The following is a 16,196-nucleotide window of genomic DNA, read 5'->3' as shown; positions in this document are numbered from 1 at the left end:
CGCTAGGCCTGCGTGACCTGTGTGACGAATCCGGCGCTGGCTAGAGTTGCGGCGGTGATGACTCTTGATCGGCGATGGTGGGTGGCGATCGCCGTCGTGGTGATCGCGATCGTGTCCCTGGTCTACAGCCAACTGCAGCAACCGCCCGAAGAATGCCGTCCGGTGCTCGATTTCCTCGAATACAACAAGCAGCAGAACGAGCTGATCAGCTCGAAGAGCGAGGGCGCCGAGGGGCCGCCGACCGCGGCCGAAGAGCTGGCATACCGGGAGTGGGCCAACGGGCTCTCCGAGCGCGCACGCAAGATCGACACCCCCGAGCTGCGGTTCACCGCGGTGGAAGTCGCCGATCTCGCCGGCCTGTTCGTCCAGAAGATGCCCCAGGCGCGCGCGGAGACGGAGTCCCCGGCGCCGGGTGCGCCCACGCCGCAGATCTACTACGAGATGTCGGCGCTCGACAATCAGTTACGGCGCAAGCTCGCCGAGCTGTCCGAGGCCTGCACCAACTGAGCACCTCCTACGATGCGGGGCATGTGCACCCGCGTCGTCTACCTCGGAACCGATAACCGCAACATCACCGGTCGCTCCATGGACTGGAAGTCGGAGATCCAGACCAATCTGTGGGCGTTGCCGCGCGGCGTCCACCGAACCGGCCAGGCCGGCCCCGGCTCCGCGGAGTGGACGTCGAAGTACGGCAGCGTCGTCGCGACCGGCTACGACATCAGCACGACCGACGGCGTGAACGAGGCCGGACTCGTGGTCAACCTGCTGTGGCTGGCCGAATCGGTCTATCCCACCCAAACCGAACCGGGTCCGGCGGTCTCGTTGGCGCTGTGGGGTCAGTACGTGCTGGACAACTTCGCGACGGTGGCCGAGGCCGTGCAGGCGTTGAGCGCGACGCCGCTGCGGGTGGCCACCGCGCAGGTGCCCGGTGAGGAGCGGATGGCGACGCTGCACCTGGCGATGTCCGACGCGAGCGGCGACAGCGCGATCGTCGAGTACATCGACGGCGAGCAGGTCATCCACCACGGCAGCCAGTACCGGGTGATGACGAATTCGCCGACCTTCGACAAGCAGCTCGCGATCAGCGAGTACTGGAAGCAGATCGGCGGCACCGCGATGCTGCCGGGGACCAACCGCGCCGCGGACCGGTTCGTGCGGGCGTCGTTCTACATCGACGCGGTGCCCAAGACCGACGACCCGCTGCTGGCCGCCGCGACGGTGCTCAGCGTCGTGCGCAACGCGTCGGTGCCGTACGGAATCTCCACACCCGAGGAGCCGAACATCTCGACCACCCGTTGGCGCACGGTCGTCGACCACAAGGCGCTGCGGTACTTCTTCGAGTCCGCACTCTCGCCGAACACGTTCTGGGTCGAGCTGGGCAACCTCGACTTCTCACCCGGCGCCCCGTCGCTGCGGCTGCCACTCGGCGAGGGTGAGAAGACGATCTACGCCGGCGATGCCAGCGCGAACTTCACCGAAGCCGACCCGTTCCCGTTCCTCGGAGTGCCCTGATCGCCGACGGTTCCTGTCGGGCCCACCACGGGCGAAAGAAATCCGGTGCGCACAGCCCTTATCCTTGTTGGGATCCTTCCCAGCACTTGAAAGGCTTGATCAGTGGCGCTCGTCGTGCAGAAGTACGGCGGATCCTCGGTTGCCGACGCCGAGCGGATCCGACGCGTGGCCGAGCGGATCGTCGAGACGCGGAAGCAGGGCAACGACGTCGTCGTGGTGGTCTCGGCGATGGGCGACACCACCGACGAACTGCTCGACCTGGCCAACCAGGTATGCCCCGCGCCGCCGCCGCGCGAGATGGACATGCTGCTGACGGCCGGTGAGCGCATCTCCAACGCGCTGGTCGCGATGGCCATCCACTCGCTTGGCGCGCAGGCGCGCTCGTTCACCGGTTCGCAGGCCGGCGTGATCACCACCGGCATCCACGGCAACGCGAAGATCATCGACGTCACCCCCGGCCGGCTGCGTGACGCGCTGGACGAGGGGGTGATCGTCCTGGTCGCCGGCTTCCAGGGCGTCAGTCAGGACAGCAAGGACGTCACCACGCTGGGACGCGGTGGCTCGGACACCACCGCCGTGGCGCTGGCCGCAGCGCTGAAGGCCGACGTCTGCGAGATCTACACCGACGTCGACGGCATCTTCACCGCGGACCCGCGAATCGTGCCCAACGCCCACCACCTCGACCAGGTCAGCTTCGAGGAGATGCTGGAGATGGCCGCCTGCGGCGCCAAGGTGCTGATGCTGCGCTGCGTGGAGTACGCCCGGCGCTACAACGTGCCGATACGCGTGCGCTCGTCATATTCGGACAACCCCGGCACCCTGGTGACCGGATCAATGGAGGACATTCCCGTGGAAGACGCCATTCTGACCGGAGTCGCACACGACCGCAGTGAGGCCAAGGTCACCGTGGTCGGTATCCCCGACGTGCCGGGTTATGCCGCCAAGGTGTTCCGCGCCATCGCCGACGCCGACATCAACATCGACATGGTGTTGCAGAACATCTCGAAGGTCGAGGACGGCAAGACCGACATCACGTTCACCTGCCCGCGGGACAACGGGCCGGCCGCGGTGCAGAAGCTGTCCTCGCTGCAGAGCGAGATCGGTTTCACCGGGGTGCTGTACGACGACCTCATCGGCAAGGTCTCGCTGGTGGGCGCCGGTATGAAGAGCCATCCCGGGGTGACCGCCAAGTTCTGCGAGACGTTGGCCGAAGTCGGGGTCAACATCGACCTGATCTCCACCTCGGAGATCCGGATCTCGGTGCTGGTCAAGGACACCGATCTGGACAAGGCCGTCGCCGCGCTGCACGAGGCGTTCGGCCTGGGCGGCGACGAGCAGGCCATGGTGTACGCGGGGACGGGACGATAATGGTCAATCTAGGTGTGGTCGGCGCGACCGGTCAGGTCGGCCAGGTGATGCGAACGCTGTTGGAAGAGCGGGACTTTCCGGCGACAAGTGTGCGGTTCTTCGCCTCGGCGCGGTCGCAGGGCAAGAAGCTCTCCTTCCGCGGGCAGGAGATCGAGGTCGAGGACGCCGCGACCGCCGATCCCGCGGGCCTGGACATCGCGTTGTTCTCCGCAGGGGCGACGATGTCGCGCGTGCAGGCGCCGCGCTTCGCCGAAGCCGGTGCGATCGTGGTCGACAACTCGTCGGCATGGCGCAAGGACCCCGACGTTCCGCTGGTGGTCAGCGAGGTGAACTTCGCGCGCGACGTGCGGGGCGTCACCCTCAAGAAGGGCATCATCGCGAACCCGAACTGCACCACGATGGCCGCGATGCCGGTGCTCAAGCCGCTGCACGACGAGGCGGGTCTGGTGCGGATGATCGCCTCGACGTATCAGGCGGTGTCGGGCAGCGGCGTGGCCGGTGTGGAGGAGTTGTTCGATCAGGCCAGCGCGGTGGTGAACAGCAGCCGGGACTTGGTCGCCGACGGGTCCGCGGTCGATTTCCCCGCGCCGTCGAAATACGTGGCACCGATCGCGTTCAACGTCGTCCCGCTGGCCGGGTCGTACGTCGACGACGACTCCGGTGAAACCGACGAGGATCAGAAGCTGCGCAACGAGACCCGCAAGATCCTGGACATCCCGGACCTGGCGGTCAGCGGTACGTGTGTGCGGGTCCCGGTGTACACGGGCCATTCGCTGTCGCTGAACGTCGAATTTTCGCAATCGCTTTCGGTGCAGCGGGCGACCGAGTTGTTGGGAGCGGCGCCTGGCGTGACGCTCGTCGACGTCCCGACGCCGCTGGCCGCGGCCGGGGCGGACGACTCGCTGGTCGGACGCATCCGGCAGGATCCCGGCGTGCCCGACGGACGCGGACTGGCACTGTTCGTGTCCGGGGACAACCTTCGCAAGGGCGCGGCACTCAACACGATTCAGATCGCCGAACTGCTGGCCGCCGAACTCTGACGCCGCGGCGAGATTGCAACTACGCAGACAAAGTGCGAGTAACCGTCTGCATGAGTGCAATCTCGGTGGTGCTGGCCGTCGTCTGCGCACCGCCGCCGGCCGCCGCTCAGCCCGCCCCGGTGCCCGATCCGGTGCTGCCGCCGCTGGCGCCCGGCCAGGTGATCAGGATCGGTCCGACGGCCGGAACCGGCACCCCGACACGCGAATACGGTATCGGCGCCACCGATCTGTGCGAGTTCATGGAGTTTCCCAGCGGCATCCTGCAGGTGTGCGGCGACAGTTTCGCCGGACAGGGAGTCGGCTACGGAGGGTGGTTCTCGCCGATCGCGTTGCACGTCGAGACGGAGTCGATTGACGACCCGGGTGGTGTGCGCTACGACGGCGTGACCGGAACCGACCGTCCGCTGCTGGCCGATCCGACCCCTGCGGGCATGTCCCAACTGCCTGCGGGCGTCGTCCAGATCAACCGGCAGAACTACCTGATGGTCACCACTGTGCGGGAACTGGACCCGGTGACGTCACGGCTGGTGAAAGCCGACCCGGCACAGGGGAACTGGCCGACGCTGCCGGACTCCGAGCGCCCCGCGTCCTACGCCGAGGGCAGACAGTCGCAGATCAGCGGCTACTACGACCCGATTCCGCGCACCGACTCCGAAACCGGGTGGGTGTACATCGTGGCCAACAACTTCGACCGCAGTGCGCCGCTGGTGCTGTACCGGGCCACGCCACAGGAGTTCGAGGACCGGTCGAGTTGGCAAGGCTGGTCGGCTGATTCCGGTTGGGGTAACCCGCCGACACCGCTGTGGCCGGACGCGGTCGGCGAGATGAGCATCCGCCAGATCGACGGCAAAACCGTGCTGTCGTACTTCAACGCCACCACCGGGAACATGGAGATGCGGGTGGCTAATGACCCCACCGGGCTGGGCGCCGCGCCGGTGACGACCGTCGTCGTGGCGTCCGAATGGCCGGATCCCGCTGACCACCTCGGGCCGCCGGAGAGCAACCGGCTGGCCCAGCCGTACGGCGGCTACATCTCACCGGGTTCGACGCTCGACGAGGTACGGGTGTTCGTCAGCCAGTGGAACACCGGACCGCGCGGCGGGGCGCCGTACCGGGTGATCCAGTTCGCGGTCAACCCGTTCAAGCCCTGATCAGGCGACGCTGCCAACCTGCTGAGCCGACTCACCGATCGTGGCGCCGGCGTCGCCGACGATCGTCCGCATCAACGCCTGGTGCTCGCGGTCGCCGCGAGCGATCGCCCTGGCGATGCCGCCGGGCAGCGCGACCGCGGCCGCACTGCGGGTCAGGTTCACGGGTAGCCGCACCACCGGGTACCACGGCACATGGGGGCGCAGGCCCAGTGCGCGCATCGTGCGGGGGCCCAGAAAGCCACTCGTGACCGAAAGATGTTGCGCGCGTGCGATACGACGCCGGATCGCGGGCATGGTGTCGTAATGCCAGATCATCGGGTCGTCGGCCATCGGAACCGCAAGCTGCCTCGACGACTCGTCGGGCTCGGCGAGTGCGCCCAGGGTGTGATAAAGCACGCGGATGCTGTCGCGGAACCCGCGCGGCAGCCACTCGTCCTCCACACCCATCAACCATCCGACATAGCGGGTCAAGTGGGCGACGGCGTCGTAATCTCTGGGCCGCAACACGATTCCCATCCCCACCACACCGACGGCAGGTGCGACGAGTGCGCCGATCAGCGTCGCCGCCATATCGGTCTGGTTGATCGGGACACCCCAGTCGTCGGCGCGCCAGTCGGGCATCGCAGACACATGCCTGCGCACCAGTCCGTGAATCAGCCGAACCCGCAGAGTAGACCGGTAGCCGACGCCCAGGTGTTCGAGACCACCGTCGGAGATGACGTCCATCGCCCACTGCATCGTCTCGGCGAAGCGCTTGTTCGACCCCTTCTCCAGGGCGCCGGTGCGCAACAGCGTCTTGTTGAAACCCGAGAACTGGTAGCCGCCGAGAAGCGATACGTCACGTGCGACGTACATGCCGTCGGCGCCGCCGCGACGCAGCGCTTCTGCACCGCGGCGCAGCTTCACCGGATCCACCCAGTCGGGCAGCGTCTCCACGGCCGTGAAGAATTCGCGCAACGGTTCCGGGGCGTCGGGAACCGCATCGACGCCGTAGGTGAGCGCCCGGTCGAACAACGGCCGCGCCTGCTTCACGCCGACGCCTGACATCCACTCGACGAGGCGGTCCATCGGTTCGTCTCCGACGGTCAGCCGCTCGCCGAGCCTGCGCCACTGCGCTGGTGTGGGTTCACCGATGGCCAGCGCCTTGGCGATGACGCGGATGCCGGCAGGCACGGCGCGAGGCCGCTCCGGATGTCGCGTCGGGATCGGACGCTGCATGGTCTCGGTTCCCTTCCAGCCAAACTGACAACGCGTGTAGTCGAAACTATTCTGCGGGGTGACCGGTGTCAATCGCCGCTTTCACAGCCCGCTCACAGGTGCCGCATGACGTGCTCATCGAAACAGCTCGCATGATGGCAGCCATGACCGAAACACCATCCGAACCCGCCACCACTCCAGTGGCCGCGGCACCTCACCAGGACCACGTCGCCACGCGGCGCTCCAAGCTCGGCGCCGCTGCCGCCTGGGTGGGCATCGTCGCCGGCATCGTCTTCATCGTCGCGGTGATCTTCTTCTCCGGTTTCATCCTCGGTTCGCATTCGGGCGGCCATCACCGCGGCCATCACGGCGGCCACGACCGCGACGTCGCGATCTTCCATCGCGGACCGCCGCCGGGCGGCCCGATGGGTCCCGGCGGGACGTTCGGCCGCCCGCCGTTCGGCGGACCGGGAAACTCGCAGGGGCCACGCTTCGCGCCCCCCGAACCGCCACAGTCACCCGAGACTCCGGCCACCACGGCGCCGTCGCGCCCGTAACGACTGGCGCGACGGATATCGTCGTTTCGGCCGATATGCGGCTTTTTATCGATCTGAGTGCACACCAGAGCCGAGTATGTGGCGGGAGCGGAAGTGCTTGGCCCACAACGCTATCGGGCATGCCTCGCAACGGTGTCAAAGCCGTGGCGGGGACGGCAACTGGGACGGGTCTCTTGCCGAATACCAGCAGACTGGCATGATCGAGCCCATGAGCATTGAGGTCAAGTACACCGCAGAGTCCACCGCGTCCGGAGGCGGCCGTGACGGCCACGTCCGGTCCTCCGACGGCAAGATCGATCTCGACACCCGCCCGCCCAAGGAGCTCGGCGGCAGCGGCGAGGGCGTCAACCCCGAGCTGCTGTTCTCGTCGGGTTACGCGGCATGCTTCCTCGGCGCGCTGCGGCTGCAGGCCAAAAACAACAAGATCGACATCGACGAGGCCACCTCGATCACCGCGCAGGTCGGCTTCGGACCGGACTCCGATGGCGGCTTCGGGCTCACGGCTCACCTGATCGGCTACCTGCCGGGCCTCGAGCAGAGCGTGGCCGACGACCTGATGGCCAAGGCACACGACTTCTGCCCGTACTCGAAGGCCACTCGCGGCAACATCGACGTCAAGTTGTCCGCGAAGGTCTGACCGGTGCGGGCGGTCGCCGCGGCGGGCGTCGGCGTGGCCATCGGGCTGTCGGTCATGGCACCCGCCGGCCCCGCCGCAGCGCGCCCCTCCGATCCGGGCGTGGTCAACTACGCCGTACTGCCTAAGGGCTCGGTGGGCAATATCGTCGGCGCCACAATGCGATTCGAGTCGTTGTTCACCGAGCCGGTGCAGACCTTCTCGGTCGACCTACCCGCGTGCAACAACTGGGCGGACATCGGCCTGCCCGACGTCTACGCCGACCCGGATCTGGCGTCGTTCAACGGTGCGGTGGCCCAGGAGTCGCCGGCGGACGCCACGCATCTGGTCAAACAGGCGGTCGGCGTGTTCGCGACCGCCGACGCTGCCGACCGCGCCTTCCGTCGCGTGGTCGACCGCACCGGCGGCTGCAACGGGCAGACCACCGCGATGCACCTGGACAACTTCACGACCCAGGTGTGGACCTTCACCGGCGGGCCGACCACGGCGACGGACGCCGACTGGGTCAAACAGGAGGCGGGCACGGACCGGCGCTGTTTCACCACCACGCGCAAGCGCGAGAACGTCCTGCTGCAGGCGAAGGTCTGCCAGTCCGGTAACGGCGGCCCAGCGGTCAATGCGCTGGCCGGGGCGATGCAGAACACCCTCGGCCAGTAACTCGGGGCGGGGTGAAGGTCCTCGTAACGAAGGCGTCATCCAAAAAGCGCTGGATTTGTCGGTCCCGTCTGGAAGATGGTGGAAGGGGCGAGCGGTCCACTCCCGGAAGGGGATGGTTGGAATGACCTTCACCATCACGTCCGAGGTAAGCGACGCGCACCCGCCCCCCAGCCCCTGCACCGAGCTGACCAGCGCCGATGCCGCTGCTCGCCAGGTCGGCGCCGGTTGTCTGCGCGACGGCCCGGTGGGCCGGGTCGGACTCGAGATCGAGGCGCACTGCTTCGATCTGACCGATCCCACGCGCAGGCCCGGCTGGGACGAGCTCACCGCCACCATCGCCGGCCTGCCACCATTACCGGGGGGCAGCCGGGTCACCGTCGAACCCGGCGGCGCCGTGGAACTGTCTGGTCCGCCACTCGCGGGACCGCTCGCCGCGATCGACGCGATGGTCGGCGACCGCATCGTGCTGTGCGCTGCGTTCGCCGGCGCCGGGTTCGGGTTGGTGTCGCTGGGCGCCGATCCGCTGCGGCCGCCACAGCGAGTCAACCCGGGCGCGCGGTACCGCGCGATGGAGGCGTTCTTCGCCGCCAGCGGCACCCCTGCCGCCGGTGCGGCGATGATGACCTCGACCGCTTCGGTGCAGGTCAACCTCGATGCGGGCCCCCGTGACGGCTGGGCGGACCGGGTGCGGCTCGCGCATGCGCTCGGGCCGACGATGATCGCGATCACCGCGAACTCACCACTGCTGAGCGGAGAAAACCCCGGCTGGCAGTCGGCTCGCCAGCGCGTGTGGAGCCACCTGGATTCGGCCCGCTGCGGCCCGGTCCTCGGCGAGAACGGCGAGGACCCGGCCAGCGACTGGGCCCGGTATGCGATGAAGGCTCCGGTGATGCTCGTCAACCACGCCGACGCCGACGCCGAACCGGTCCCCGACTGGGTGCCGTTCGCCGACTGGGCCGAGGGGCGGGTCGCGCTCGGCGGCCGCCGTCCCACCGCCGCCGACCTCGACTATCACCTGACCACATTGTTCCCTCCGGTCCGCCCGCGGCAGTGGCTGGAGATCCGCTATCTCGACAGCGTGCCGGACACCATCTGGCCTGCGGTCGCGTTCACGCTGGTCACCCTGCTCGACGACCCGACAGCCACCGAGCTGGCCGCCGAAGCCACCGAACCCGTCGCCACCGCATGGGATCAGGCCGCCCACATCGGCCTGGCCGACCCCCGGTTGCAGGAATCCGCGCAGCGGTGCGTGCGGGCGGCCGCCGAACGCGCGCCTGCCGAGCTCGCGGAATCGATGCAGCGGTTGGTGCGTTCGGTCGAACAGGGACGCTGTCCGGCCGACGACTTCCGCGACCGCGCCGCACGACACGGGATCGCGCCCGCGGTCACGCAACTGGCACGAGGGGAACTGTGACACCTCGCGAAACCATCGCGCGCGAACTCACCAGGGCACGTCAGCGCACGCTGCGTCTCGTCGACTTCGACGACGCGGAGCTGGGCCGTCAGTACAGCCCGCTGATGAGCCCGTTGGTGTGGGACCTCGCGCACATCGGGCAGCAGGAGGAGCTGTGGCTGCTGCGCGACGGAAACCCGGAGCGGCCCGGCATGCTGAGCCCCGACGTCGAACGTCTCTACGACGCGTTCGTCAACTCCCGCGCCAGCCGCGTGAACCTGCCGCTGCTTCCGCCCTCGGATGCCAGGGCGTATTGCGCGACGGTGCGCGACAAGGTACTCGACACGCTGGACGTCCTACCCGACGACGATCCCGGTTTCGCCTTCGGCCTGGTGATCAGCCACGAGAACCAGCACGACGAAACCATGCTGCAGGCGCTGAGCCTGCGAACCGGGCCACCGTTGCTCGACACCGGAGCTGCGCTTCCCGAAGGCCGCCAGAACGTCGCGGGCACATCGGTCCTGGTGCCCGGGGGCGAGTTCGTGCTCGGCGTCGACGCGACCACCGAACCGTACTCACTGGACAACGAACGCCCGGCACACGTCGTCGACGTACCCGCCTTCCGCATCGGACGCGTCCCGGTCACCAACGGCGAATGGCGCAGGTTCATCGACGACGGCGGATACGACCAACCCCGGTGGTGGTCGGAGCGCGGGTGGCAGCACCGGAACGAAGCGGATCTGACGGCGCCGCAGTTCTGGAATCCGGACGGAACCCGCACCCGGTTCGGCCACGTCGAGGAGATCCCCGAAGCCGAGCCGGTCCAGCACGTCACGTTCTTCGAAGCCGAGGCGTACGCAGCGTGGGCGGGCGCCCGGCTGCCCACCGAGGTGGAATGGGAGAAGGCCTGCGCGTGGGATCCGGCCGTCGGCGCGCGTCGGCGTTATCCGTGGGGCACAACGGAACCCACCGCGGCGCTGGCCAACCTCGGCGGCGACGCGCTGCGTCCGGCGCCCGTCGGCGCCTACCCGGCCGGCGCGTCGGCCTACGGCGCCGAACAGATGCTGGGCGAAGTGTGGGAGTGGACGACGTCGCCGCTGCGCCCATGGCCGGGATTCACGCCGATGATCTACGACCGCTACTCTCAGCCCTTCTTCGAAGGTGTTGGGGCTGGCGACTACAACGTGCTGCGCGGCGGATCGTGGGCGGTCGCGTCGACGATCCTGCGGCCCAGTTTCCGCAACTGGGACCACCCGATCCGACGTCAGATCTTCTCGGGCGTCCGACTGGCTTGGGACGCGTGATGTGCAGGCATCTCGGGTGGCTCGGCGAACCGGTTTCGGTGGCGTCGCTGACCCTTGAGCCCGCTAACGGCCTTCTGGTGCAGTCGTATTCACCGCGCAGGCAGAAACACGGGCTGATGAACGCCGACGGGTGGGGTGTGGGTTTCTTCGACGGCGCGACACCGCGGCGCTGGCGCAGCGCGACGCCGATGTGGGGGGACGCCTCGCTCGCCTCGGTCGCGCCCGCGCTACGCAGCGGTTGTATCGTCGCCGCGGTGCGATCTGCAAGCATCGGCATGCCGATCGAGGCGACCGCGGTCGCACCGTTCACCGACGGGCATTGGCTGCTCTCCCACAACGGACTCGTCGACCGCGACGTTCTCCCGCTGTCGGCCGCCGCCGAGTCCACCAACGACAGCGCCCTGCTCGCCGCGCTCATCTTCGACCGCGGGCTGGACGCGCTGGGCGACACCATCGTCGAGGTCGCCGCGGCCGACCCGAACGCGCGGCTGAACATTCTGGCGGGCAACGGATCACGACTGGTCGCCACGACATGGGGCGACACGCTGTCCGTGCTGCGACGTCCCGACGGCGTGGTCCTGGCCAGCGAGCCGTACGACGACGACCCCGCCTGGGAGGAGATCCCGGACCGGCACCTCGTCGAGGTCACACCGTCAGGCGTGCAACTCGCCGCACTGAAAGGAGCCTGATGGCGCGGGGAGCGGATCACGCGGGCACGCTGTCGTTGTCGAACCACCTGTCGGCGGACTCGGCAGCGAACGCGCTGCGCCGCGACGTTCTCGATGGCTTGACGTCGAGACCGAAGTCATTGCCGCCCAAGTGGTTCTACGATGCGATTGGCAGTGACCTGTTCGATCAGATCACGCGGTTGCCCGAGTACTACCCGACGCGTGCCGAGGCCGAGATCCTCAGAAACCGATCGGCCGACATCGCCGCGGCCTCCGGCGCCGACACACTGGTCGAACTGGGCAGCGGCACGTCGGAGAAGACCCGCATGCTGCTCGACGCGCTACGTGACCGCGGGTCGTTGCGCCGTTTCATCCCGTTCGACGTCGACGCGAGCGTGCTGGCCGCCGCGGGTTCGGCGTTACAGGCCGAGTATCCCGGCCTCGAGATCGAAGCCGTCTGTGGGGATTTCGAGAAGCATCTGGACAAGATCCCCCATGTCGGGCGCCGCCTGGTCGCGTTCCTCGGCTCGACGATCGGCAACCTCACCGCAGGCCCGCGCGGCGACTTCCTCGCCGCCCTTTCCGACACCCTGCAACCCGGCGACAGCCTGCTGATAGGCACCGATCTGGTGAAGGACGCCGACCGGTTGGTGCGCGCGTACGACGACAGCGCGGGGGTGACCGCGCGCTTCAACCGCAACGTGCTCGCCGTCGTCAACCGTGAGCTGGACGCCGATTTCGACCTCGAGAAGTTCGCACACGTCGCGGTGTGGAACGCCGGTGACGAGCGCATCGAAATGTGGCTGCGCGCCACCGAAGCGCAGCGGGTGCGCGTGCGCGATCTCGAGCTGACAGTCGAGTTCGACGCCGGTGAGGCGATGCTGACCGAGGTGTCCTGCAAATTCCGGCGCGAGGGTGTGGAAGCCGAACTCGGCGCCGCCGGGCTTCGGATGACCCATTGGTGGACCGACGCCGCTGGCGACTTCGGGCTGTCGCTGTCGACGAAATGAGCCTCGCCGATCGGTGGCGGGCGGCCAGGCCTGCGGTGGCCGGAATCCACCTGGACAGCGCCGCCTGTTCGCGTCAGAGCGTCGCGGCGATCGACGCGGCCGTGCAGCACGCGCGCCACGAAGCAGAAGTCGGCGGTTACGTCGCAGCCGAGGCGGCCGTCCCGGTGCTCGACGCCGGACGCGCCGCGCTCGCCGCCCTGACCGGTTTGGCGAGCACCGACTTCGTGTTCACCACCGGCGCGAACAACGCGTTGGACCTGCTGCTCGGCGCGTGGCCCGGACAGCGGACCCTGGCCTGCCTGCCCGGCGAGTACGGGCCGAACCTGGCGATCATGGCCGCCAACGGTTTCGCCGTCCGCGCGCTGCCCGCCGACGACCACGGGCGACTCGACGTCCCGGCGGCAACGCGCCAACTGGGCACCGACCCGCCCGCGCTGGTGCACCTGACGGCGCTGGCCAGTCACCGCGGGCTGGCGCAGCCGGTGTCGGCGCTGGCCGCCACGTGCCGCGAACTCGGTGTGCCGCTGGTCGTCGACGCTGCCCAGGCGCTGGGGCATCTGGACTGCGCGGTGACACCTGCGGCGATCTACGGTTCGTCGCGCAAGTGGATCGCCGGCCCGCGGGGCGTGGGGTTCCTTGGCATCCATCGCGAGCTCGCGGAGCGGCTGCGCCCACGCCTGCCGCCGCCGGAGTGGAACCTGCCCCTGTCCGTCCTGCAGCGCTTGGAGCACGGCGAGGCAAATATCGCTGCCCGAGTGGGCTTCTCGGTGGCGCTCGGAGAGCATCTGGCCGACGGACCGGCCCCGGTGCGGGCCCGGCTGGCAGAGGTGGGCCGGATGACCCGCGACGCCGTGGCCGCCCTCGACCGATGGCGGGTCGTCGAGTCGCGCGATGAATCGACCGCGATCACCACGCTGGTCCCCACCGACGGCGCCGATCCGCGCAAGGTCCGCGCCTGGCTGATCGCCGAACACCGCATCGTCACCACGTTCGCCGATGTGCAGCGAGCCCCGTTCGAGATGACCACGCCGGTGCTGCGGGCGTCACCGCATGTGGACGTCACCGAAGAGGAGCTCGCGCGGTTCGCCGCGGCCCTGGCCGTCGCGAGGTGAGGGGTCAAGCGGTCAGGCGCACCAGCAGCGTCGCCCGGTAATCCGACAGGGGCGGGATGTCCTCGGGTGTGCGGGGATACGGGTCGAGCGCCTGCAACGTGAGTGCGTAATCGCCGGTCTGCACGGTCTGCCGGTTCTGCCCGGGCGCGGGGTTGGTGTTGAACTCGACGGTCTGCTCGCCGGATCGCCCGTCGTCGACCACGACGACGACTCGCGCCTGCCCAGTCCAGAAGCACTCGACCTCGGTCGGGCACCGCGAATCCTCCGGTACCTCGGTGAACCGTAGTCGCAGCGGCTCGCCGGCGATGTCGGCTTGCTGTCCGCCTGCGAGCACGAAGGGGCGATCCAGCACGGCGTCGACGGTGTCCGCGCGCGCGTGCTGACCGCCGTGGCAGCCGGTCGCCAGCGCCACCAGCACCAGTGACGGCAACAAGAAACCGCGCACGGCCACTCTCACTCGTCGAATCCCTCGCCCCAGGTGTGGACGGGTTCGTTGCTGTGCATGCGCTCGCAGTAGCGGCGCAGCATCTCCGCGAGCGCGACGGGCCGCGCCATACCGCGCTCCTGCAGCGCGCGCACCGTCGCGACCTGCCAGGTGGCGCCGTTGCGGCCGGTCTTGGCGCGTCCCTCGACGACCCCGAGGTACCGGTCGCGCACCTCGGCGGCGACCTCCCAGCGGCGCAAGCCCTCGTCGGCCATGGGCAGCAGTTCGCGCAGTACCAACTCGTCGGCGGTCACCTCGCCGTAGCCGGGCCAGTACAGCCGGGTATCCATACCGTGCTGGGCGGCGGTGACGAAATTGTGTTGTGCCGCAGCAAAACTCATCTTTGTCCACAGCGGCCGCTCCTCCTCGGACAGCGCCCGCAGCGTGCCGTAGTAGAAGGCGGCGTTGGCCATCATGTCGACGACGGTCGGGCCCGCGGGCAGCACCCGGTTTTCCACGCGCAGATGCGGGCGGCCGTTCACGACGTCGTACACCGGCCGGTTCCACCGGTAGATGGTGCCGTTGTGCAGCCGCAGCTCGGAGAGCCTGGGCGTGCGGCCCTCGGCGAGCTCACGGACCGGGTCCTCATCGGACAGCTCGGGCAGCAGCGACGGGAAGTAGCGCACGTTCTCCTCGAACAGGTCGAAGATCGACGTGATCCAGCGTTCCCCGAACCACACCCGCGGCCGGACGCCTTGGGCCTTGAGTTCGTCGGGCCGGGTGTCGGTGGCCTGGGCGAACAGCTCGATGCGGGTCTCGGCCCACAGTTCGTGGCCGAAGAAGTACGGGGAGTTGGCGCCCAGCGCCACCTGCGGACCGGCCAGCACCTGAGCGGCGTTCCAGTTCTGCGCGAAGTCGCCCGGCGACACCTGAAGGTGCAATTGCATGCTCGTACACGCCGACTCGGGTGCGATGGTGGCGGTCTGCAGGCTCAGCCGTTCCGGCCCGACGATGTCGATCAGGATGTCCTCGCCGCGGGCGGTGAAGATCGAGTCGTTGAGCGCCTGGTACCGCGTCGACTCGCTCATCCACCGGCCCGCGAGGTGCTCGGGCAGCAACGTCGGCAAAATCCCGATCATCACGATGTGCGCGTCGTGCCGGTTGGCCTTCGTCTCGGCCGCATTGAGGCTCGCCCGGACATCGGTCTCCAGGTCGAGCGCGGCGCGCCCGGGCAACCGCCGCGGCGGCACATTGAATTCGATGTTGTAAGCGCCCAATTCGGTCTGATACGCCGGATCGGCGATCGCGCGCAGGACCTCGGCGTTGCTCATCGCGGGCTGATAGGCCGAGTCGACGAGGTTGCACTCGATCTCCATCCCGGTCAGCGGCCGCTCGAAATCGAAGCTCGACTGGGCGAGCATCGTCTCGAAGACGTCGAGGCACTGCTGCACCTTGCGGCGGTACTCCCGGCGGTGCGCGCCGCTGTAACCGGTGCCCTTCACTTCCTCACCCACATCGCCATTGTCCATCGTCGGCGAGCGTCCGTAGTAAGAGAACTATGTCGCGTGTTGTGCGTGGTAAGTGCGACGTCCCCCTGTTGTCGTTAGAGGGCTTGGTGTCCCAAGACAACGAGGAGGACGTCGTGTCTAAGAGTAGGGCTTTGTCGCGTGGAGATAAACGCCGTAACGCCCGATTGGCCCGGTTGCGGGAGTTGGTGCCGGTTGGTTATGCCGTGTTGGGTATTGATCTGGCTGATGTGAAGCAGGTGGTGGTGCTCACTGATTTGGATTCGCGGGTGCTGGCGCGTCAGCGGGTCTCGGCTAAGGCCTGGGATCTGGGGCCGGTGCTGCGATGGGCCCGTCGGGTGGCCGTTCAACACGGATTTGCCGGTGTGACGGTGGGTTGTGAACCGACCGGTCATCGTTGGCGGGTACTCGAACAGCTTGCCGCCCAACATGACATGCCTTTTGTGTGTGTGAATCCGATGTTGGTGGGCCGGGCCCGCGAAACCGAGGATTACACCCGCGATAAAAGCGACGACAAGGACGCGATGGTGATCGCGCGGCTGGTGGCCCAGCTCAACTGTTACATCCCTGAACGTGCCGACCAGATCTGGGCGCGGCTGCGTCAGCTCGGAGCACGCCGCGAACGGTTGATTACCGAGTCGAC

General features: G+C 68.3%; 17 protein-coding genes. 14 read left to right on the top strand and 3 right to left on the bottom strand.

Annotated features, from left to right (window positions below; all coding sequences use genetic code 11):
* Positions 1–57 precede the first annotated feature (57 nt).
* From AU192_RS15950 to AU192_RS15930, 5 genes are all read left to right on the top strand, one after another.
* Positions 58–507, top strand: coding sequence for a hypothetical protein (locus tag AU192_RS15950; protein WP_064397850.1), 450 nt, complete (start codon positions 58–60; stop codon positions 505–507).
* Between the two features lie 21 nt (positions 508–528).
* Complete coding sequence (locus AU192_RS15945) at positions 529–1,512, top strand: linear amide C-N hydrolase (protein ID WP_064397848.1); 984 nt, start codon at positions 529–531, stop codon at positions 1,510–1,512.
* Positions 1,513–1,614: 102 nt separating this feature from the next.
* Positions 1,615–2,880: an aspartate kinase gene (locus AU192_RS15940; RefSeq protein WP_064397847.1), complete on the top strand. Its 1,266-nt coding sequence runs from the start codon at positions 1,615–1,617 to the stop codon at positions 2,878–2,880.
* Positions 2,880–3,920, top strand: a complete 1,041-nt coding sequence (locus AU192_RS15935; protein ID WP_064397845.1) for an aspartate-semialdehyde dehydrogenase — start codon at positions 2,880–2,882, stop codon at positions 3,918–3,920. Before AU192_RS15940 ends, AU192_RS15935 begins: the two co-directional genes overlap by 1 nt.
* A gap of 50 nt (positions 3,921–3,970) precedes the next feature.
* A complete protein-coding gene (locus tag AU192_RS15930) occupies positions 3,971–5,071 on the top strand; it encodes a DUF4185 domain-containing protein (RefSeq protein ID WP_064397843.1) in 1,101 nt (366 codons plus the stop codon).
* Here AU192_RS15930 and AU192_RS15925 read toward each other — a convergent pair whose 3' ends face one another.
* On the bottom strand, positions 5,072–6,289 hold the full coding sequence (locus AU192_RS15925) for an oxygenase MpaB family protein (RefSeq protein WP_064397841.1): 1,218 nt from the start codon (positions 6,287–6,289) through the stop codon (positions 5,072–5,074).
* Between the two features lie 143 nt (positions 6,290–6,432).
* On the opposite strand from AU192_RS15925, the gene AU192_RS15920 reads away from it, so the two are divergent.
* The 8 genes from AU192_RS15920 (at position 6,433) to egtE (ending at position 13,603) form a co-directional block, all read left to right on the top strand.
* On the top strand, positions 6,433–6,825 hold the full coding sequence (locus AU192_RS15920) for a hypothetical protein (protein ID WP_242656960.1): 393 nt from the start codon (positions 6,433–6,435) through the stop codon (positions 6,823–6,825).
* Between the two features lie 208 nt (positions 6,826–7,033).
* A complete protein-coding gene (locus tag AU192_RS15915) occupies positions 7,034–7,462 on the top strand; it encodes an organic hydroperoxide resistance protein (protein ID WP_197696821.1) in 429 nt (142 codons plus the stop codon).
* A gap of 54 nt (positions 7,463–7,516) precedes the next feature.
* On the top strand, positions 7,517–8,116 hold the full coding sequence (locus AU192_RS15910) for a sensor domain-containing protein (RefSeq protein ID WP_064397884.1): 600 nt from the start codon (positions 7,517–7,519) through the stop codon (positions 8,114–8,116).
* A gap of 121 nt (positions 8,117–8,237) precedes the next feature.
* Entirely contained in the window at positions 8,238–9,530 is a 1,293-nt protein-coding gene (gene egtA / locus AU192_RS15905) for an ergothioneine biosynthesis glutamate--cysteine ligase EgtA (RefSeq protein WP_064397837.1), read from the top strand.
* Positions 9,527–10,813 carry an ergothioneine biosynthesis protein EgtB gene (egtB, locus tag AU192_RS15900; protein ID WP_064397835.1) on the top strand — a complete coding sequence of 429 codons (1,287 nt, stop codon included), beginning with the start codon at positions 9,527–9,529 and terminating at the stop codon, positions 10,811–10,813. Before egtA ends, egtB begins: the two co-directional genes overlap by 4 nt.
* Positions 10,813–11,502 (top strand): ergothioneine biosynthesis protein EgtC, encoded by a 690-nt coding sequence (gene egtC, locus AU192_RS15895; protein ID WP_064397833.1) that lies wholly within the window; start codon positions 10,813–10,815, stop codon positions 11,500–11,502. The genes egtB and egtC overlap by 1 nt, the downstream gene beginning before the upstream one ends.
* Positions 11,502–12,491 carry an L-histidine N(alpha)-methyltransferase gene (egtD, locus tag AU192_RS15890; RefSeq protein WP_064397830.1) on the top strand — a complete coding sequence of 330 codons (990 nt, stop codon included), beginning with the start codon at positions 11,502–11,504 and terminating at the stop codon, positions 12,489–12,491. Before egtC ends, egtD begins: the two co-directional genes overlap by 1 nt.
* Positions 12,488–13,603, top strand: coding sequence for an ergothioneine biosynthesis PLP-dependent enzyme EgtE (gene egtE / locus AU192_RS15885; protein ID WP_064397828.1), 1,116 nt, complete (start codon positions 12,488–12,490; stop codon positions 13,601–13,603). Before egtD ends, egtE begins: the two co-directional genes overlap by 4 nt.
* Positions 13,604–13,607: 4 nt before the next feature.
* Here the strand turns inward: egtE and AU192_RS15880 are convergent, their stop codons facing one another.
* Positions 13,608–14,054, bottom strand: a complete 447-nt coding sequence (locus AU192_RS15880) for a hypothetical protein (RefSeq protein ID WP_242656959.1) — start codon at positions 14,052–14,054, stop codon at positions 13,608–13,610.
* A gap of 2 nt (positions 14,055–14,056) precedes the next feature.
* Positions 14,057–15,541, bottom strand: coding sequence for a glutamate-cysteine ligase family protein (locus AU192_RS15875; RefSeq protein ID WP_064397879.1), 1,485 nt, complete (start codon positions 15,539–15,541; stop codon positions 14,057–14,059).
* 101 nt (positions 15,542–15,642) lie between these two features.
* On the opposite strand from AU192_RS15875, the gene AU192_RS15870 reads away from it, so the two are divergent.
* Positions 15,643–16,196 (top strand): IS110 family transposase (locus AU192_RS15870; RefSeq protein ID WP_165593256.1); only part of this gene is annotated, 554 nt, incomplete at its 3' end.

Source organism: Mycobacterium lehmannii, from assembly GCF_001499925.1.
Taxonomy (GTDB): domain Bacteria; phylum Actinomycetota; class Actinomycetes; order Mycobacteriales; family Mycobacteriaceae; genus Mycobacterium; species Mycobacterium lehmannii.
This window is presented reverse-complemented; position numbering and strand designations above follow the sequence as displayed.